Below are 19423 nucleotides of genomic sequence, written 5' to 3' on the forward strand. Positions count from 1 at the left end.
CCGGGGCCCTGGTCTGTGGCGTCGCTGTATGAAGAAACCGGTCGCTGAAGGGGTGCCGGGAGATCAGTGGTGGCCGTGGCCACTGGTGATCTCGTGGTGCTCCTCCCGGGTCGGCTTCGGAATGACGTTGTCCCCGCCGTAGTAGCCCTTGGAGAGCTTCGAACGGAGCTTCTGGGAAGGCTTTATCTTCCGCTTGACCCCGTTCTCGTCGACCTCCGGGCCGATCTCGTAGGGCTCGGGCTGGTCGTGCTGGGTGAGCGTGTGCAGCTGCTCCTGCGAGAGCGGCTCGTGGACCTCGATGAACTCACCGTGCGGCAGCCGCTTGATGATGCCGGTCTCCCGGCCGTGCAGCACCTTGTCCTTGTCGCGCCGCTGGAGGCCGAGGCAGATCCGCTTGGTGGCGATGAACGCCAGGACCGGGCCGGCGAAGAAGCCGATCCGCACGAACCACGTGATCGAGTTGATCGACAGGTGGAAGTGGGTGGCCCACAGGTCGTTACCGCCACCGATCAGCATCACGAAGTACGCGGTCAGCCAGGCGACACCGAAGGCCGTACGGGTCGGGGCGTTGCGCGGGCGGTCCAGGATGTGGTGCTCACGCTTGTCGCCGGTGATCCAGGACTCGATGAACGGGTAGAGCCCGATCGCGAACAGGACCAGCGGGAAGAGCACGATCGGGATGAACACGCCCAGGACGAGCGTGTGGCCCCAGGCGTTGATCTCCCAGCCGGGCATCACACGGACCAGACCCTCGGCGAAGCCCATGTACCAGTCGGGCTGGGCGCCGGTGGACACCTGGTCGGGCCGGTAGGGGCCGATGGTCCAGATCGGGTTGATGGTCGCGACCGCGGAGAGGACCGCGATCACACCGAAGACCAGGAAGAAGAAGCCGCCCGCCTTGGCCATGTAGACCGGCAGCAGAGGCATGCCGACGACGTTCTTCTCGGTCTTTCCGGCCCCGGGGTACTGCGTGTGCTTGTGGTAGAAGACCAGGATCAGGTGCGCCACCAGCAGGCCGAGCATGATGCCCGGCAGCAGCAGGACATGGACCGGGTAGAGCCTCGCGATGAGGTCCGTGCCGGGGAACTCGCCGCCGAAGACGAACATCGAGATGTAGGTGCCGACCACCGGGATCGACAGGAACACACCCTCGATGAACCGCAGACCGGTGCCGGAGAGCAGGTCGTCGGGGAGCGAGTAGCCGGTGAAGCCGGTCAGCATGCCGAGGAAGAACAGCAGGAAGCCGAACAGCCAGTTGATCTCACGCGGCTTGCGGAACGCACCGGTGAAGAACACGCGCATCATGTGCGTGAACATGCCGGCGAGGAAGACCAGCGCGGCCCAGTGGTGGATCTGCCGGATCAGCAGACCGCCCCGCACCTCGAAGCTGATGTCGAGGGTCGACTTGAACGCGTCGGACATCCGCACGCCCTGCATGGGGACGTACGGGCCCTCGTAGACGACCTCCGACATGCTGGGGTGGAAGAACAGCGTCAGGTACACACCCGTGAGGATGATGACGATGAAGCTGTAGAGGCAGACCTCGCCCAGCATGAAGGACCAGTGGTCCGGGAAGATCTTGCGCATATTGGCCTTGGCCAGGCTGTAGATGCCCAGCCGGCCATCGGCCCAGTCCGCGACGCGCTCACCCGCGGGCGCTTTGCCCCGGCGCTGCGCGGCGGTGTCGCTTGAAGTACTCATCCGCGCTCCCAGTAAGCAGGACCGACGGGCTCCGAGAAGTCGCCCATGGCTTCGAGGTACCCCTGGTCGTTGGCCTTGATCCGCAGCTGCGGCAGCGCGTGACCGGCCGGACCGAAGATCACTCGGCCACCGTCGGAGAGGTCGAAGGTCGACTGGTGGCAGGGGCACAGGACGTGGTGGGTCTGCTGCTCATAGAGGTTGATCGGGCAGCCGACGTGGGTGCAGATCTTGGAGAACGCCACGATGCCCTCGTGCGACCAGTCCAGTTCGCGCTTGTCCTTGATGTTCTCCGGCTGCAGCCGGACCAGCATCAGGGCGGCCTTGGCGATCTCCGTCTGGAAGTCGTGCTGCTCCTCGCTCATGCCCTCCGGCATGGCGAAGGTGAGCGAGCCGACGGCGATGTCCTCGGGGCGCAGCGGCTGCATCGTGTTGTAGTTCATCAGCCGCTTGCCCTTGGCCCACTTGGTGTGCCGGAGCTTGGTGCCCGGCAGCGGACCGAGGTCACGCAGCAGCACGATGCCGGAGAGCGGCACCAGCGCGAGCGCGCCGAAGAGGGTGTTGCGGGCCAGCTTGCGCCGGCCGAAGCCGGACTCCTTGGCGCCGGTGGCGAAGTCCTCGAGGACCTTCGACTTGACCTCGGGGCCGGCCTCGATGGGGTGGCGCTCGTCGGCGACCTCCACATCGGACATCAGGGTGCGGGCCCAGTGGACCGCGCCCGCGCCGATGGTGAACAGCGCGATGCCGAGCGTCAGCCCCAGCGCGAAGTTCAGCGCGCTGATGTGCCCGATCGGGAAGACGTAGATGTACCTGTCGACCGGGAGTGCCACATACGCGGCGATGAAGGCGATCGTGGCCAGCATCGAGACCGTGAAGAGCAGGGCGACGGTGCGCTCGGACCGCCGCGCGGCCCGCTCGTCGATGTCCTGCACACGGTGCTCGTGCGGGGGCAGCCCCGGGTCGGCGAACGGGTCCTCGGCCGGCCTTACGGCACTCTCGGCCCCCCGCGCTTCCGGCAGCTTGTCTTCTGCTTCTGAAATCTCGTGGCTACTCATGACTTCTTGGCCTTTGCGGTCCGGGCGGCGACCCAGATGGTGAGGACGATCATCACGCCCATGCCGAAGACCCAGCCGAACAGACCCTCGCTCACCGGGCCGAGCCCGCCGAGCTCAAGACCCCCGGGGGTCTTGCTCTTGTCGCTGTTGACCGTGTCGAGGTAGGCGATGATGTCCTGCTTGTTCTTCTCCGGCATCACGGTGTCGGGGAAGGAGGGCATGTTCTGCGGGCCGGTCTGCATGGCCTCGTAGAGATGCTTGGGGCTGACCCCGTCGAGAGCCGGCGCGAACTTGCCGTTGGTGAGGGCACCACCCTTACCGGCGAAGTTGTGGCACTGCGCGCAGTTCGTGCGGAAGAGCTCCCCGCCCTTCGCGACGTCCGCGCCGTCCGGGCTGTACTCGCTCTTGGTGGGCGTCACCGGACCCGCACCGAGCGACGCGATGTACGCCGCGAGCTGCTCGATCTCGGCGTCCGAGTAGATCTTCTTCTTCTTCGGCACCTGGGCGCCGGGCTGCTGCGCCGGCATGCGGCCGGTGCCGACCTGGAAGTCCACGGCGGCGGAGCCGACGCCGACCAGGCTCGGGCCGTCAGAGGTCCCCTGACCGCCCGTGCCGTGGCAGCTGGCGCAGCCGACGGCGTAGAGCTTCTTGCCCTCCTCGATGGCGAGGGACTGGGCGGAGCTGTCGTCGGCCTTCGCCTCGCTCGGCGAAAACGCGGCGTACAGCCCCCCAGTGACCGCCAGCGCGAAGAGTAGGACGACGAGCGCAGCCAGCGGATGGCGCCGTCGTGCGGAGAGCTTTTTCACGGATTACCCCGGTGTCAGGATCTTCTGCGTCGATGCTGTTAAGGACGTGATTCCGGTGCGGTGACCGGCTTACTTGATCATGTAGATCGTGGCGAAGAGGCCGATCCAGACGACATCGACGAAGTGCCAGTAATAGGACACGACGATGGCCGCCGTCGCCTGCTGGTGGGTGAACCTCTTGGCCGCGTACGTCCTGCCCAGGACAAGCAGGAAGGCGATCAGGCCGCCCGTCACATGCATGCCGTGGAAGCCGGTGGTCAGGTAGAACACCGAGCCGTAGGGGTCGGAGGAGAGCGAAAGCCCGTCCTTCTTGACCAGCTCGGTGTATTCGAAGATCTGACCGCCGATGAAGATCGCGCCCATGATGAAGGTGATCACGAACCAGGAGCGCAGCTTCTTCACGTCGCCGCGCTCGGCGGCGAAGACGCCGAGCTGGCAGGTGAGGGAGGAGAGCACCAGGATCGTGGTGTTCGTCGCCGAGAACGGGAAGTTCAGCGAGGACGCCATTTCCTTCCAGTGCTCGGCGCCGGTCACCGATCGCAGGGTGAAGTACATCGCGAAGAGGGCCGCGAAGAACATCAGCTCGGAACTCAGCCAGATGATGGTTCCGACGCTGGTGAGGTTCGGCCGGTTGACCGACGGGTGCGCGTGCCCGGTTTCTACTGTCGTTGCTGTCGCCACGACCGACATTATGTCGGTCGCTTATCCAGCGCTCACTCCCGGGGGTCCCGTTCGGAGTGTCAAGGGCCGCGTCATGGACATCGACCCTGCTCGTCGGGGCTGTTCCGGACAGTCCCTCGAAGGAGGGAGAGATCCGTACGCCCCCTCCTCCGGACGGCTGTACGGGAGTAGCATCCGCCTCAGGAGCCCGGCAGATCACTTACTTCGCCCGGAGGACATGATGCGGCCCACCGCGACGGTGCTGGTCTACAGCGATGACGTGAGCACCCGCGAGCAGGTGCGCCTGGCGGCCGGGCGCCGGCCCGCCGCCGATGTACCCCCGGTGGAGTTCCTGGAGTGCGCCACCCTCCCGGCCGTTCTCTCGGCACTGGAGGAGGGCGGCATCGACGCCTGTGTGCTGGACGGCGAGTCGGCGCCCGCGGGCGGGATGGGCGTCTGCCGGCAGATCAAGGACGAGATCTTCCAGTGCCCGCCGGTGCTGCTGCTCATCGGCCGCCCGCAGGACGCCTGGCTGGCCACCTGGAGCCGTGCGGAGGCCGCGGTCACGCATCCGGTGGACCCGGTGGCCCTGGCGGACGCGCTGGCCGGGCTGCTCCGCAAGCGGCTCTCCGTGGGCGCCTGACCGCACCGTCCGCACCGTCCGCTCAGACCTGGGGCCGGAGCCGGGCGGAGTCGGCGGGGGTGGCGTCGGACTGACCGGAGGCGACGGCGCTGCCCTTGCGCCAGTCCGCCCAGGCCATGTTCCAGTCGCCGTAGCCGTTGTCGAATGTCGCCATGTCGTCTCCGTTGCTGTGCATCACCTGGACGATGTCGCCCAGGCGCACGGTGTTGAAGAACCACTGGGCGTTCGCCGTGCTCATGCCCGTGCAGCCGTGGCTGACGTTGGCATAGCCCTGCGAACCGGTGGACCAGGGCGCGGCATGGACGTATTCACCGCTCTTGGTGACCCGGGCGGCCCAGTAGACCATCAGGTCGTAGGAGCCCGCGCCGAGGCCGATGCTGGCGCCCGTCATCCGTACGGCGGATTCCTTGGCCAGGATGACCTTGATGCCGTTCCGGGTGTCGAATCCGGGCATACCGGTGGTGATCGGAATGGTCCGGATCGGCACCCCGTTGCGCTTCACCGTCATCTGGTGGGTGCCGGAGTCGGTGAGGGCCTCGAGGCGGTCGCCGGTGGTCAGCCGCAGCGACTTGGCCTCGCCGCCGTAGAGCCCACCGCCGATCCGGATGCCCTTGAGGTTGGAGTGGACCGTGATGGTGGCGTGGGCGGGCCAGTACTCCTGCGGGCGGTAGTGCAGGTTCCGGCTGTTCACCCAGTGCCAGACGCCCTCCACCGCGGGCCGTGCGTCCACCTTCAGGGCGCGCTCGATCACGGCGCGGGCCGAGGGGTCCTTGACGGGCCGGCTCAGCTTGGCCGTGATGGGCTGCCCCACCCCGTACTCCCCCGCCTTGGGGCCGAAGGTGACCTTCAGCAGCCGGTGGGCGGAGCTGGTGGTGAAGTCGACGGTACGGCGGCCCGGAGCGCCGCCTCCGTCCTCTGTGGACACCTTCAGCGTGTAGTGGGCGCCCGCGGCCAGCGGCACGGTGCTGCGCCAGTGCCTGCCGTCGTCGGTCAGCTCACCCCGTACGTAGCGGCCCGCGGCGTCGGTGGCCGTGACATCCGTGATCCGGCTGTCGTCGTCCTTGGCCGTCACTTCGAGCGGCTTGTCCGGATTGGCCTTGCGGCCGTCGCCGTCACCGCTGAACGAGATCTGATCGGCGGCGTCGTACGGCTTGGCGGACAGGGGGTCGGGGGATCCCCCGCATCCGCTCAGACCCGCTATCAGCGGCGCCACCAGCAGGGCGCAGGTCAGCACCGCCCGGCTTCTGAGTGATCGAGGTGTGTGGCTCATGGAGCCAACGTAAGAAGGGTGTCCGGGAACGGCGCGCGGAGTGCGGCACCGGAGTGAACCGGCGGCCCCGGCGGGGCCGTGCGGGCCCACGACGTACGAGCGGGGTCCGGACACCTGGGGAGGTGTCCGGACCCCGCTCGTATCAGCCGGTCAGGGCTACTGGTTGGCGTTCTCGCCGCGGTAGTACTCGAAGACCCAGCCGAAGAGGCCGATCATGATGATCGGGGCCGAGAAGAAGAGCAGCCACCAGCCGAAGATCACGCCCAGGAACGCCATGGCACCGCCGACGCCGAGGGAGAGCGGCTGCCAGCTGTGCGGGGAGAAGAATCCCAGCTCGCCGGCGTCGTCCGCGACATCCGCGTCCTTGTTGTCCTGCGCACCGACATCCACCCGGCGAGCCGTGAAGGCCAGGTAGTAGCCGATCATGATGCTCAGCCCGAAGGCCAGGAAGAGCGCCGTGGTGCCGGCCGGCTCCTTCGACCACACGCCATAGACGATCGCCATGACGAGGATGAAGACGGCCAGCCAGATGAACATCCGGCCTTGGACCTTCACTTGCCGGCCTCCTTACCACCCGCGAGGGCCTTGTCATCGTCAGGCGCACCGTGGTTCTCGAGCTGGTCGAGCGCCGCGATCTCCGGGTGGTGCAGGTCGAACGCCGGGGATTCGGAACGGATCCGCGGCAGGGTGAGGAAGTTGTGCCGCGGGGGCGGGCAGGAGGTCGCCCACTCCAGCGAACGGCCGTAGCCCCAGGGGTCGTCGACCTCGACCTTCTTGCCGTACTTGGCGGTCTTCCAGACGTTGTAGAGGAACGGCAGGATCGACAGGCCCAGCAGGAAGGAACTGATGGTCGAGATGGTGTTCAGCGTGGTGATGCCGTCGGCCGCCAGGTAGTCGGCGTACCGGCGGGGCATGCCCTCGGCGCCCAGCCAGTGCTGCACCAGGAACGTGCCGTGGAAGCCCACGAACAGCGTCCAGAAGGTGATCTTGCCGAGCCGTTCGTCCAGCATCTTGCCGGTCATCTTCGGCCACCAGAAGTGGAATCCGGCGAACATCGCGAAGACCACGGTGCCGAAGACCACGTAGTGGAAGTGGGCCACCACGAAGTACGAGTCGGAGACGTGGAAGTCCATCGGCGGCGACGCCAGGATCACACCGGTCAGACCACCGAAGGTGAAGGTGATCAGGAAGCCGACCGCCCATAGCATCGGGGTCTCGAAGCTCAGCGACCCCTTCCACATCGTGCCGATCCAGTTGAAGAACTTGATACCGGTCGGGACCGCGATGAGGAACGTCATGAACGAGAAGAACGGCAGTAGCACTCCGCCGGTGACATACATGTGGTGGGCCCACACCGTCACCGAGAGACCGGCGATCGAAATGGTCGCGGCGATCAGGGAGATGTAACCGAACATCGGCTTCCGGGAGAAGACCGGAATGACCTCGGAAATGATGCCGAAGAACGGCAGCGCGATGATGTACACCTCTGGATGGCCGAAGAACCAGAAGAGGTGTTGCCAGAGCAACGCTCCGCCATTGGCCGCGTCGAAGACATGCGCCCCGAATTTTCGGTCCGCCTCCAGGGCGAACAGCGCGGCGGCCAGCACCGGGAAGGCGAGCAGGACCAGCACCGCGGTCAGCAGCACGTTCCAGGTGAAGATCGGCATGCGGAACATGGTCATGCCGGGAGCGCGCATGCAGATGATCGTGGTGATGAAGTTGACCGCACCGAGGATCGTGCCGAAGCCGGAGAGGGCCAGACCCATGATCCACATGTCCGCGCCGATACCCGGCGAACGGACCGCGTCCGACAGCGGGGAGTAGGCGAACCAGCCGAAGTCGGCCGCGCCCTGCGGGGTCAGGAACCCGCCCACCGCGATCAGCGAACCGAAGAGGTACAGCCAGTACGCGAACATGTTCAGCCGCGGGAACGCCACATCGGGCGCACCGATCTGCAGCGGCATGATCCAGTTCGTGAAGCCCGCGAACAGCGGGGTGGCGAACATCAGCAGCATGATCGTGCCATGCATGGTGAACGCCTGGTTGAACTGCTCGTTCGACATGATCTGCGTACCCGGACGGGCCAGCTCGGCGCGCATGAAGAGCGCCATCAGGCCGCCGATGCAGAAGAACGCGAACGACGTGACGAGGTAGAGCGTGCCGATCGTCTTGTGGTCCGTGGTGGTCAGCCACTTGACGACGACATTGCCCGGCTGCTTCCGACGTACCGGCGCTTCCCGCTCCTGCGAGGCGGTGGTGCCGGCACCCTGGGGTTCGTTGAGGATGCTCACGATGTCCTGGTCTCCGCGTTCTTGGCGGCGTCCGTCTGCTCAATGCCCGCCGGGATGTAGCCGGTCTGGCCCTTCTTCGCCAGCTCCTTGAGGTGCTGCTGGTAACGCTCCGGCGACACCACCTTGACGTTGAAGAGCATCCGGGAGTGGTCGACGCCGCACAGCTCGGCGCACTTGCCCTTGAAGGTGCCCTCGCGGTTCGGAGTGACCTCGAAGCGGTTGGTGTGCCCCGGGATGACGTCCATCTTCATCAGGAAGGGGACCACCCAGAACGAGTGGATGACATCGCGGGACGTCAGGATGAACTGGACCGACTCGCCCTTCGGCAGCCACAGGGTCGGACCCGGGTTGCCGGTCTGCGGGTTCCGCTCACCGGGGGTGCCCGCCTCGTAGACGCCCTCGGCGCCCTTGGGGACCGCGTTCAGCATGCGCTGGGGGATCGCGGAGATCTCCTTGGCTTCCTGCTTGGGCGTGGCGGTGGACCCGTCCACGTTCTCCATGTAGTTGAAGCCCCAACTCCACTGATAGCCCACCACGTTGACTACGTGGTCGGGCTTCTTGGAGGTCTTGAGGAGCGCGTTCTCATCGCGTGCGGTGAAGTAGAACAACACCGAGACGATGATGATCGGGACCACGGTGTACAGCGCCTCGATCGGCATGTTGTACCGGGTCTGCGCGGGAACCTCGATCTTGGTCCTGCTGCGACGGTGGAAGATGACCGCCCAGATGATCAGGCCCCAGACCAGGACGCCCGTGGCGAGCGCCGCCGCCCACGAGCCCTGCCACAGGGAGAGGATCCGCGGCGCCTCCTCCGTGACGGGGGTAGGCATTCCGAGGCGGGGGAAGTCCTTGGATGTGCAACCGGTGGCGGTCGCCAGGACCAAGCCCGCGGCCAGCGCCTGCAGCAGCTTCCGCCGCACCGGGCGCCGCGACGAGCGGTCGGAGCCGTTGGGACTCACGTAGCGCCTTCCCGAGAGTCTCGCCCGCGCGGTCAGCCGCGGCCGTCTGTCTGGTCGGTCGCCGGCCCGGTGCGGGCAGGGGTTTGGATGTTTATGCGGACCAAACCCTACTGGACGCCATTTGGGGTCGCGCGGGGAGGGTGCCCAACGCGCCGGGGCGCTCCACGAAGGGGTGGAATCCCGGGCTCCGGCGGCCTTTTCCGGCCGGGCGCGGCCCGGGTTCCGGCCCGGGTTCCGACCCCGGTCGGGGCCCGGTTCCGGGCAGGTGCGAACCTGGTTCCGGTGCCGGTGTGAACCTGGTTCCGGTGCCGGTGCGAACCGGTTCCGGGGGCGGCCCGCACCCGGCTCCGGTCCCGGTGCGATCCTAGGCGGGGCCGTGCCCGTCCGTTCACCGGTCGCGGCGACTGAGCAGCCTCGCTGAGGGCGCGGTTCGGTTGCGCCCCGAAGGGGCGCGGGGCTGTGTCGATGTGCGGCTCCGCCGCGGCTGTGTCGATGTGCGGCTCCGCCGCGTGGGCGACCAGCCACGACGCGGCCGCGGATGAACAACCGCACCTCGCGCCACTCCCAGCGGAACGCTTAGCGTTCCTTACGTGCCCTACTTCGACGCGGCCTCGTCCGCTCCTCTGCACCCCGTCGCCCGGCAGGCGCTCCTCGCCGCGCTCGACGAGGGGTGGGCCGACCCCTCACGTCTCTACCGGGAGGGGCGGCGGGCCCGGCTACTGCTGGACGCCGCGCGGGAGGCCGCCGCCGAGGCCGTGGAGTGCCGCCCGGACGAGCTCGTCTTCACTCCTTCGGGGACCCGCGCGGTGCACGACGGCATCGCGGGGGCGCTCGCGGGACGGCGGCGCGCCGGTCGCCATCTGATCGTCTCCGCCGTGGAGCACTCCTCGGTACTGCACGCGGCGGCCGCGCACGAGGCGGACGGCGGCACGGTCACCGAGGTCCCGGTGGACCGTACGGGACGGGTCGCGCCGGGTGCGTACGCGGCGGCCCTGCGGGACGCCCCGGGCGGGGTGGCGCTGGCCTGTCTGCAGTCCGCCAACCATGAGGTCGGCACCCTGCAGCCGGTGGCCGAGGCCGCCGAGGAGTGCGCGGCGGCGGACGTACCGCTGCTGGTGGACGCGGCGCAGTCGCTCGGCTGGGGCCCCGTGGAGGGCAATTGGTCGCTTCTGACCGCAAGTGCCCATAAATGGGGCGGTCCTGCGGGGGTGGGGCTGCTCGCGGTGCGCAAGGGGGTGCGCTTCCGTACGGTTCAGCCCGCCGACGAGCGGGAGTCGGGCCGCTCCCCCGGGTTCGAGAACCTCCCCGCCATCGTCGCCGCGGCCGCCTCGCTGCGGGCCGTCCGGGCGGAGGCCGCCGCCGAGGCGGAGCGGCTGCGGGGGCTGGTGGAGCGGATCCGGGCGCGGGTGCCGGAGCTGGTGCCGGATGTCGAGGTGGTCGGCGATCCGGAGCGGCGGCTGCCGCATCTGGTGACCTTCTCCTGTCTCTATGTCGACGGAGAGGCGCTCCTCCATGAGCTGGACCGCGCGGAGTTCTCGGTCTCGTCCGGCTCCTCCTGCACCTCCTCCACGCTGACCCCGAGCCATGTGCTGCGGGCCATGGGAGTGCTGTCCGAGGGCAATGTGCGGGTCTCGCTTCCGCGCGGTACGGCCGAGGCGGACGTGGACCGGTTCCTGGAGGCGCTGCCGGGGGTGGTGGCGGGCGTACGGGAGCGCCTGGGCGCACCGAAACCGGCCGAGGCCGCCGACCCGGCCCCCGAGCCCGAGCCCGAACCTGATGAGCTGGTGGTCGACTCACTGGGCAAGCGGTGCCCGATCCCGGTGATCGAGCTGGCCAAGGTGATCGGCGAGGTGCCGGTGGGCGGGGTGGTGACGGTCCTGTCCGACGACGAGGCGGCCCGGCTGGACATTCCGGCCTGGTGCGAGATGCGCGGCCAGACGTACGAGGGTGAGCGCCCGGCCGAGCGGGGCGTGGCGTACCGAGTGCGCCGCCGCGCCTAGCGCTCCGCTGGAAGGGCCCTGACCTGCCGTCGATCGTCTGCGGCGCCATCGTGGCTGGTCGCGCCCACGCGGCGGAGCCGCATAGCTCCACTGGACGTGCCCTGACCTGCCGTCGATCGTCTGCGGCGCCGCCGTGGCCGGTCGCGCAGTTCCCCGCGCCCCTTCGGGGCGCAACCGCTCCGCCGGGAGGCCGGTGGGGCCCAGGGGGCCATCGGCCCCCTGGGCGCCCCGCGGGTTCAGGGGAGGTGGGCCGCGATCTCGCCCGCCGCGTCATGGCCGTACGCCTTGGCCAGGCGCTCCATGAAGTGGCCGCGGCGCAGCTCGTACTCCTGCGTGCCGACCGTCTCGATGACCAGCGTCGCCAGCATGCAGCCCACCTGGGCGGCCCGCTCCAGCGAGAGGTTCCAGGACAGACCGGAGAGGAAGCCCGCGCGGAAGGCGTCGCCGACGCCGGTCGGGTCGGCCTTCTGCTCCTCCTCCGGGCAGCCGACGACCACGGGCTCCTCGCCCTCGCGGTCGATCCGCACGCCCTGGGCGCCGAGCGTGGTGACGCGGGTGCCGACCTTGGCGAGGATCTGGTCCGCGGTCCAGCCGGTCTTGGTCTCGATCAGCGCGGCCTCGTACTCATTGGTGAAGAGGTACTCCGCGCCGCCGATCAGCATCCGGATGTCCTCCCCCTCCATGCGGGCGAGCTGCTGGGAGGGGTCGGCGGCGAAGGCGATGCCGCGCGAGCGGCACTCCTCGGTGTGGCGGACCATGGCCTCCGGGTCGTCCGCGCTGATCAGCACCAGGTCAAGGCCGCCGACGCGCTCCGCGACCGGCTGGAGCTCGATCTGGCGGGCCTCGCTCATGGCACCGGTGTAGAAGGACGCGATCTGGTTGTGGTCGGCGTCGGTGGTGCACACGAAGCGCGCGGTGTGCTGGACCTCGGAGATATGGACGGACGCGGTGTCCACACCGTGCCGGTCCAGCCAGGCCCGGTAATCGGCGAAGTCCTCGCCGGCCGCGCCGACCAGGATCGGGCGCAGACCCAGCACGCCCATGCCGAAACAGATGTTGGGACCGACTCCGCCGCGGCGGACGTCGAGGGTGTCGACCAGGAAGGAGAGGGAGACCGTATGCAGCTGATCGGCGACCAGCTGATCGGCGAAACGGCCGGGGAAAGACATCAGATGGTCGGTGGCGATGGAGCCGGTTACGGCGATACGCACTGAGTCGCTCCTGCGGGGCAGAGAGATCGGACGCTTCACGCTATCTGCTCGGCCCGGCCCATACGAACGGAAGAAACTACCCAATAGTAGGTCTTTTTTCACCGACACCCGCTGAATACGGTGCGTGGATACGGGGGACGCGTCGGCGACACCCAAGGACCGGGAGGCATCATGCCCCAGCACCTCACCCCCGCTTTTCCCGCCACCGGGGCCATCGAGCCCGAATATCTGGAGGAGCTGCGCGGCGACGGTGCGCGGATGGCGCCGCACTGGACGGTCACCGTATCGGCCGCTCCCACCAGGCCCGTTTCCCCGGTCGCCGCCTCCCGCATCCGGGGGATCACGGTGCCCGCCACATCGGCCGATCTGCTGGCCGGCATGTCCGATTACGGCGATTGAAGGAACCGGCCGCGCCCCGGCTCCGTCTCATCGGCATCTCCTCGCGAGGGATGGGACCGTAGAACGTGAGCGGAGCCGAAGGAGCGAAACGGTGAGCACCGAGGACACCGACACCCCGCAGACCCCCGACGACGACACTTCCCGTGCGCGCCGGCGCTCGCCGCTGGCCGTCGTTTCGGTGGCGGCCGCGGTGCTGGTCGCCGGTGGTGGCGGCGCCTACTGGGCCTCCACCGCGGCGGACGGCGGCACCCGGGGTCCGGGCGCGTCGGGCGAGGACGGATCGCCGAAACCCCTCGCATTGGACGCCTACGCCTCCCCGGGCGGAGACCCGGGCGGAGACCCGGGCGGAAAGCGGGGCGGGAACGAGGGCATCGCGCCCGGTGAGCCCGACCCGCACGGCGGCCGCTATGTGGTGACGGGCAAGCTGCCGGACGGGCCCGACGAGGCCCCGGTGTATCTGACCGACCCGAAGGTCGCCAAGGCCGATGTGGCGCGGCTGGCGAAGGCCCTGGACGTCTCCGGCAGCCCCCGCGCCGACCACGGGTACTGGAAGGTGGGCGGCACCCCGGACGCCGGCGGCCCGACGCTGCGGGTGAGCCGGACCGGGCCGGGCAGCTGGTCGTACTCCCGCTACGGGGCGCCGGGCGACACGTCCTGCGTCCACCCGGACGGGAAGAAGGCGCCGCAGACCACGCGGACCGACAAGGGCGACGGGGCGGACAAGCCCAACAAGACCGACCAGAGCTGCCCCACCTACCGCGACGGCGACAAGCGCGGCGACAACGGCGCCGCCGAGGGCCGCGACAAGGCCGTCTCCGAGGAGAAGGCCCAGAGCGCCGCCGAGCCGGTGCTCAAGGCGCTCGGGCTGTCGGACGCCAAGCTGGACGCGAGCGGCCTCTACGGCGCCGTGCGGATGGTGAACGCGGACCCGAAGGTGGGCGATCTGCCCACCTACGGCTGGGGCACCAATCTGCAGGTCGGCGCCGACGGCCAGCTGGTCGGCGGCAGCGGGACGCTGTCGAAGCCCAAGGAGGACGACACCTATCCGGTGCTCGGCGCGGACCAGGCGCTGCAGCGGCTGAACTCGACGTCGGGCAGGAGCGACGGCCCCTCCGGCAAGGTGAGCGTGCGCAAGGTGACGTTCGGCCTCGCCTCGCACATGGTGGACGGCCGGCGGGCGCTGGTGCCGTCGTGGATCTTCGAGACCAAGCCGACCGGGACCAACCGGGTGGCGGTCACCCTCCCCTACCCCGCGGTGAAGCCGGAGTTCATCAAGAAGGCGAAGGAGCCGGGCCACTCCCCCTCGCCCGGCAAGGGGGACGGCACCTCCAAGCCGGATCACCTCACCTCGTACAGCGTGGAGGGCAAGACCCTGACACTGCGCTTCTGGGGCGGGGTCTGCAACACCTACTCGGTCTCCGCGAAGGAGACCTCCGACAAGGTGACGCTGGACCTCAAGAGCAAGCCGAAGCATCCGGGGCGGGCCTGCATCCTCATCGCCAAGCAGCTGGAGCAGAAGGTGACGCTCAAGGAGCCGCTGGACGGCCGGAAGGTCGTGGACGGGTCCACCGGTGAGACGGTGCCGCTGCGGAAGTGAGCGAACGGCTCAGGACAGCCGGACTCAGGACAGCCGGAAGGGGGCGGGCCCAGTGGGCCCGCCCCCTTCCGTCGCGCTGTCTACTCCGCCGCGCCCGGGGGCTCAGCTGAAGGAGTCGCCGCAGGCGCAGGAGCCCGTGGCGTTCGGGTTGTCGATGGTGAAGCCCTGCTTCTCGATGGTGTCGACGAAGTCGATCGAGGCACCGCCCAGGTACGGGGCGCTCATGCGGTCGGTCACGACCTTCACGCCGCCGAAGTCCTTGACGACGTCGCCGTCGAGCGAACGCTCGTCGAAGAAGAGCTGGTAGCGCAGGCCGGAGCAGCCGCCGGGCTGGACGGCGACGCGCAGCGCGAGGTCGTCGCGGCCCTCCTGCTCCAGCAGGCTCTTGACCTTCGACGCGGCGGCGTCGGACAGGATGATGCCCTCGCTCGCGGTGGTCTCGTCCTGAACGGTCATCTGCTTCTCTCCCGGGTCGTACGGACTGCTTGCCGTTGGCACAAACCAACGGCGTCCCGGATTCATTCCGGGCCCAAGCGCCTATCTCCTGTTGCCCTTCATGCTCGCATACGGGCGGACACACCGGAATGCGTCACATCGACACAATGCCTCTCGTCAACGTGACGTGAAGGAGCTATGATAGATAGCGTCATTCTGACGATTAGGGTTCCCAGCGAAGAAAGAAGGGTGCGTGACGTGACCACCGCCCAGCCCCTCGACGTGCAGCCGACCCCGCTCGCTCTGCTGCTTCTCGGCCGGGAGGCCGACCCCCGGAGCGAGCGCGGCGTGGAGTGCCCGGGAGACCTCCCGGCGCCCTCCGACCCGGACCTGGTGGCACGCGCCCGCGCGGCCAAGGAGAAGCTCGGGGACAAGGTCTTCGTGCTCGGCCACCACTACCAGCGCGACGAGGTCATCGAGTTCGCGGACGTCACCGGAGACTCCTTCAAGCTCGCCCGGGACGCGGCCGCGCGGCCGGACGCCGAGTACATCGTCTTCTGCGGTGTGCACTTCATGGCCGAGTCCGCCGACATCCTCACCGGCGACGCCCAGCAGGTCGTCCTCCCCGATCTGGCGGCCGGCTGCTCGATGGCCGACATGGCCACGGCCGAGCAGGTGGCCGAGTGCTGGGAGGTTCTCACCGAGGCCGGTGTGGCGGATGCGACGGTGCCCGTCTCGTACATGAACTCCTCCGCCGACATCAAGGCGTTCACCGGTCGCCACGGCGGCACGATCTGCACCTCCTCCAATGCCCAGCGGGCGCTGGAGTGGGCGTTCCAGCAGGGCCAGAAGGTGCTGTTCCTGCCCGATCAGCACCTGGGGCGCAATACGGCGGTCCGCGACATGGGCATGTCGCTGGAGGACTGCGTCGTCTACAACCCGCACAAGCCGAACGGCGGGCTCACCCCCGAGCAGCTGCGCGCCGCCACGATGATCCTGTGGCGCGGCCACTGCTCGGTGCACGGCCGCTTCTCACTGGACTCGGTCAACGATGTGCGCGAGCGCATACCGGGCGTGAACGTGCTGGTGCATCCCGAGTGCAAGCACGAGGTCGTGACGGCCGCTGACTACGTGGGCTCGACCGAGTACATCATCAAGGCCCTGGATGCCGCCCCCGCCGGATCGAAGTGGGCGATCGGCACGGAGCTGAACCTCGTACGGCGCCTGGCCAATCGCTTCGCCGACCAGGGCAAGGAGATCGTCTTCCTCGACAAGACGGTCTGCTTCTGCTCGACCATGAACCGGATCGATCTGCCGCATCTGGTGTGGGCGCTGGAGTCGCTGGTGGCCGGCAAGGTGGTCAACCGCATCCAGGTCGACGAGGAGACCGAGCACTTCGCCAAGCTGGCGCTGGAGCGGATGCTCATGCTGCCGTAGGCAGCGTTGCTCGGCGATGGGGCGGGGCGGGGCGGGGCGCACGATCGTGGCGCCTGCGGCGGGCTGCCTTCCCCTCCCCGCCCCTTCCCACAACTGGGGCTCCGCCCCAGACCCCGGAGTCTGGGGCGGAGCCCCAGTTTCGGAGTCTGGGACGGAGCCCGGGACCGGGACCTGGGGCGGAGCCCCCGTCCGGGGGCCTGGGGCGGAACCCGGGACCGAGGCCTGGGGCAGAGCCCCCGTCCGGGGCCCGGGGCGGAGCCCCCGTCCGGGGCCCGGGGCGGAGCCCCCGTCCGAGGCCCGGGGCGGAGCCCCCGTCCGAGGCCCGGGGCGGAGCCCCCGTCCGAGGCCCGGGGCAGAGCCCCCGTCCGAGGCCCGGGGCAGAGCCCCCGTCCGAGGCCCGGGGCAGAGCCCCCGTCCGAGGCCCGGGGCAGAGCCCCCGTCCGAGGCCCGGGGCAGAGCCCCGGACCGGGGCCCGGGGCGGAGCCCCGGACCTGGGGGCTGGGGCGGAGCCCCAGTTTCGGGGAGGGGCGGGGAGGGGAGCAGCCCGCCGCAGGCGCCAAGGTCCGGCGGGCAGGCCTACGCGCCCGCGCGGACCAGACCCGTCTCGTAGGCGATCACCACCAGCTGCGCGCGGTCGCGGGCGCTCAGCTTGGCCATCGCCCGGTTGACATGCGTCTTGACCGTGAGCGGGCTGACCTCCAGCCGGGCGGCGATCTCGTCGTTGGACAGCCCGCCGCCCACCTGGACCAGGACCTCGCGCTCGCGCACGGTCAGAGCGTCCAGCCGTGAGGAGTCATAGGCGGCCTCGCCGCCGCTCCCGTCGCCCTGGGCCAGGAAGCGGGCGATCAGCCCCTTGGTGGCGGCCGGGGACAGCAGCGCCTCGCCCGCCGCCGCGATACGGATCGCCGCGAGCAGCTCATCGGGTTCGGCGCCCTTGCCGAGGAAGCCGCTGGCGCCCGCCCGCAGCGAGTCCACCACGTACTCGTCCACCTCGAAGGTCGTCAGCATGACCACCCGTACGTCCTTGAGCTGCGGGTCCCCGGTGATCATGCGGGTGGCGGCCAGCCCGTCCGTACCGGGCATCCGGATGTCCATCAGGACGACGTCGGCACCCCGGGCGCGGGCGATCTCCACCGCCTCCGCGCCGTCGGACGCCTCCCCCACCACCTCCATGTCCGGCTCGGAGTCCACCAGGACGCGGAACGCGCTGCGCAGCAGCGCCTGATCGTCCGCCAGCAGCACCCTGATCGTCATGAGTCCCCTCCCCTACGCGGCTGCAGAGGAAGTCTCACCCGCACCCGGAAGCCGCCCTCGGGCAAGGGTCCCACCTCGCAGCTGCCGCGCAGCGCGGCCACCCGCTCGCGCATCCCCAGCAGGCCGTGTCCGCCGCCTGGCTCCGTCCCGTCCGCCCGGGGTTCCCCGGCCCCGTCCGCGCCGTCCGGCGCCTTCTCGGGGCCCTCGGTCCGCGTCCCCGCCCCGTCGTCCTCGACCGTGACCTCCAGGGCGTCCGCGAGCCGGGCGATGCGGATCTCGGCCGTGGCCCCGGGCCCGGCGTGCTTGTGCACATTGGTCAGCGCCTCCTGGACCACGCGGTAGGCCGTGAGGTCCACCGAGCCCGGCAGCGGACCCAGCTTCTCCGGTGGCTCCGCCCGGACCCGGGCCCGCATCCCGGCCCGTACGAAGCCGTCCACGAGCTGGTCCAGGACGGCGAGGCCGGGGGCCGGTTCGGTGGGGGCGGCGGGGTCGCCGTACTGCCGCAGCAGGCCGACCGTGGCGCGCAGCTCCTCCAGCGCCGAGCGGCTCGCCTGCCGTACGTGCGCGAGCGCCTCCTTGGCCTGGTCCGGGCGGTTGTCCATGACATGGGAGGCGACCCCGGCCTGGACGTTGACCAGCGCGATGTGATGCGCCACGACATCGTGCAGCTCACGGGCGATCCGCAGCCGCTCCTCGGCGACCCGGCGGCGCGCCTCCTCCTCGCGGGTGCGCTCGGCGCGTACCGCCCGCTCCTCGATGGCGGCGATATAGGCCCGCCGGCTGCGCACCGCGTCACCGGCGGCCGCGGCCAGCCCGGTCCAGGCGAAGAGGCCCCAGTTCTCCTGTGAGTACCAGGGGTTGAGCGCGAAGAGCATTCCGGCGCCGGTCAGCAGCACGGCCGTGGCGGCGCCGACCCGCCAGGTGGTGGGGCGGTCGGTGCTGGCCGCCACGGTGTAGAGCGCCACCACGACCCCGAACACGATCGAGGTGCGCGGCGGGCCCACGTCATTGGTGACGAGCTCGGCGAGAGTGAGGGCGACATTGAAGGCGAGCACCCCGCGGGGCAGATCGCGGCGGAGCACCAGTGAGGCGGCGGCGAGCACGGCCAGCAGTACGAAGAAGGCGCCCAGCGACTGGTGGCGCATGCGCGGGCCGGCCACCGCGCCGATCAGGATCAGCGCGAGGACCCCCAGCGCCACCAGGGTGTCCAGGGCACGGGGGTGGGCGCACAGCCAGCGGTGCGGACGGGCCAGGCCCGGCCCGACGGCGAGGGGAGTCACGGAATCCAAGGTAAGAGCCGCGGGGGGCCGCCCGGCTTCCGGGCGGCCCGTACCCGGCCGGTGAAGGGAGGTACGACCTGTGCTCAGTGCTGGAGTGTGGATCCGGGAGCGCGCCGCGCTAGCCCGGGATGAGGCCGTCGTCCTTGAGCATCGCCTTGACTTCCTCGAGGGTCGCGTCGGCGGCGGGGAGGATCAGCTCGGACGGCTGGAGCGCGTCGTGGGGCAGGGGCTCACCGGCCGAGCGCACCGCGTCCAGCAGCGCGCCCAGGGTCCTCCGGAAGCCCTCGTGATCGCCGCCCTCGATCTCCGTGAGCAGCTCGTCGTCCAGCCTGTTCAGTCCGGGCAGATGGCTCTCGGCCACCCGCATCTGGCCCTCCCCCATGATCCGTACGATCATGACGACCTCCTTGGAGACCTCGCCCAGGCGG

The 19423-nt window shown here is 69.6% G+C and carries 18 protein-coding genes; 5 read left to right on the plus strand and 13 right to left on the minus strand.

Annotated elements, in window-relative coordinates; genetic code table 11:
- Positions 1–63 precede the first annotated feature (63 nt).
- The 4 genes from qcrB to ctaE form a co-directional block, all read right to left on the minus strand.
- Entirely contained in the window at positions 64–1701 is a 1638-nt protein-coding gene (qcrB, locus tag JK364_RS43145; protein ID WP_201856915.1) for a cytochrome bc1 complex cytochrome b subunit, read from the minus strand.
- Positions 1698–2753, minus strand: a complete 1056-nt coding sequence (qcrA, locus tag JK364_RS43150; protein ID WP_201856916.1) for a cytochrome bc1 complex Rieske iron-sulfur subunit — start codon at positions 2751–2753, stop codon at positions 1698–1700. The genes qcrB and qcrA overlap by 4 nt, the downstream gene beginning before the upstream one ends.
- The gene (qcrC, locus tag JK364_RS43155; protein WP_201856917.1) at positions 2750–3559 is read right to left on the minus strand and encodes a cytochrome bc1 complex diheme cytochrome c subunit; all 810 of its coding nucleotides are present in this window, start codon (positions 3557–3559) and stop codon (positions 2750–2752) included. Before qcrC ends, qcrA begins: the two co-directional genes overlap by 4 nt.
- A 69-nt stretch (positions 3560–3628) precedes the next feature.
- Entirely contained in the window at positions 3629–4249 is a 621-nt protein-coding gene (gene ctaE / locus JK364_RS43160) for an aa3-type cytochrome oxidase subunit III (protein ID WP_201856918.1), read from the minus strand.
- 211 nt (positions 4250–4460) lie between these two features.
- On the opposite strand from ctaE, the gene JK364_RS43165 reads away from it, so the two are divergent.
- Complete coding sequence (locus JK364_RS43165; RefSeq protein ID WP_201856973.1) at positions 4461–4862, plus strand: hypothetical protein; 402 nt, start codon at positions 4461–4463, stop codon at positions 4860–4862.
- 22 nt (positions 4863–4884) lie between these two features.
- On the opposite strand, the gene JK364_RS43170 is transcribed toward JK364_RS43165, so the two are convergent.
- From JK364_RS43170 to ctaC, 4 genes are all read right to left on the minus strand, one after another.
- The gene (locus tag JK364_RS43170; protein WP_201856919.1) at positions 4885–6132 is read right to left on the minus strand and encodes a L,D-transpeptidase; all 1248 of its coding nucleotides are present in this window, start codon (positions 6130–6132) and stop codon (positions 4885–4887) included.
- A 156-nt stretch (positions 6133–6288) separates the two neighbouring features.
- Positions 6289–6687, minus strand: coding sequence for a cytochrome c oxidase subunit 4 (locus JK364_RS43175; protein ID WP_201856920.1), 399 nt, complete (start codon positions 6685–6687; stop codon positions 6289–6291).
- Positions 6684–8423: an aa3-type cytochrome oxidase subunit I gene (ctaD, locus tag JK364_RS43180; protein ID WP_201856921.1), complete on the minus strand. Its 1740-nt coding sequence runs from the start codon at positions 8421–8423 to the stop codon at positions 6684–6686. The genes JK364_RS43175 and ctaD overlap by 4 nt, the downstream gene beginning before the upstream one ends.
- Entirely contained in the window at positions 8420–9382 is a 963-nt protein-coding gene (ctaC, locus tag JK364_RS43185; RefSeq protein ID WP_046087305.1) for an aa3-type cytochrome oxidase subunit II, read from the minus strand. The genes ctaD and ctaC overlap by 4 nt, the downstream gene beginning before the upstream one ends.
- A gap of 590 nt (positions 9383–9972) precedes the next feature.
- Between ctaC and JK364_RS43190 the strand changes: the two genes are divergently transcribed.
- The gene (locus JK364_RS43190) at positions 9973–11382 is read left to right on the plus strand and encodes a cysteine desulfurase/sulfurtransferase TusA family protein (protein WP_201856922.1); all 1410 of its coding nucleotides are present in this window, start codon (positions 9973–9975) and stop codon (positions 11380–11382) included.
- A 236-nt stretch (positions 11383–11618) separates the two neighbouring features.
- On the opposite strand, the gene JK364_RS43195 is transcribed toward JK364_RS43190, so the two are convergent.
- Entirely contained in the window at positions 11619–12593 is a 975-nt protein-coding gene (locus tag JK364_RS43195; protein WP_201856923.1) for a carbohydrate kinase family protein, read from the minus strand.
- 171 nt (positions 12594–12764) lie between these two features.
- Here JK364_RS43195 and JK364_RS43200 point away from each other — a divergent pair, with 171 nt between their 5' ends.
- On the plus strand, positions 12765–12992 hold the full coding sequence (locus JK364_RS43200) for a hypothetical protein (RefSeq protein ID WP_020872000.1): 228 nt from the start codon (positions 12765–12767) through the stop codon (positions 12990–12992).
- A 91-nt stretch (positions 12993–13083) separates the two neighbouring features.
- Positions 13084–14589 (plus strand): hypothetical protein, encoded by a 1506-nt coding sequence (locus tag JK364_RS43205; protein WP_201856924.1) that lies wholly within the window; start codon positions 13084–13086, stop codon positions 14587–14589.
- A 102-nt stretch (positions 14590–14691) separates the two neighbouring features.
- Here JK364_RS43205 and JK364_RS43210 read toward each other — a convergent pair whose 3' ends face one another.
- A complete protein-coding gene (locus tag JK364_RS43210; protein ID WP_020871998.1) occupies positions 14692–15045 on the minus strand; it encodes a HesB/IscA family protein in 354 nt (117 codons plus the stop codon).
- 228 nt (positions 15046–15273) lie between these two features.
- Here JK364_RS43210 and nadA point away from each other — a divergent pair, with 228 nt between their 5' ends.
- Positions 15274–16461, plus strand: coding sequence for a quinolinate synthase NadA (nadA, locus tag JK364_RS43215; RefSeq protein WP_504942635.1), 1188 nt, complete (start codon positions 15274–15276; stop codon positions 16459–16461).
- A 576-nt stretch (positions 16462–17037) separates the two neighbouring features.
- Here the strand turns inward: nadA and JK364_RS43220 are convergent.
- The 3 genes from JK364_RS43220 to pspAA form a co-directional block, all read right to left on the minus strand.
- Positions 17038–17715 (minus strand): response regulator transcription factor, encoded by a 678-nt coding sequence (locus JK364_RS43220; RefSeq protein ID WP_201856926.1) that lies wholly within the window; start codon positions 17713–17715, stop codon positions 17038–17040.
- The gene (locus tag JK364_RS43225) at positions 17712–19004 is read right to left on the minus strand and encodes a sensor histidine kinase (protein ID WP_201856927.1); all 1293 of its coding nucleotides are present in this window, start codon (positions 19002–19004) and stop codon (positions 17712–17714) included. The genes JK364_RS43220 and JK364_RS43225 overlap by 4 nt, the downstream gene beginning before the upstream one ends.
- A 109-nt stretch (positions 19005–19113) precedes the next feature.
- Complete coding sequence (gene pspAA, locus JK364_RS43230) at positions 19114–19392, minus strand: PspA-associated protein PspAA (RefSeq protein WP_201856928.1); 279 nt, start codon at positions 19390–19392, stop codon at positions 19114–19116.
- Between the last annotated feature and the right edge of the window lie 31 nt (positions 19393–19423).

The sequence above is a fragment of the Streptomyces endocoffeicus genome, from assembly GCF_016741935.1.
GTDB classification, from domain to species: domain Bacteria; phylum Actinomycetota; class Actinomycetes; order Streptomycetales; family Streptomycetaceae; genus Streptomyces; species Streptomyces endocoffeicus.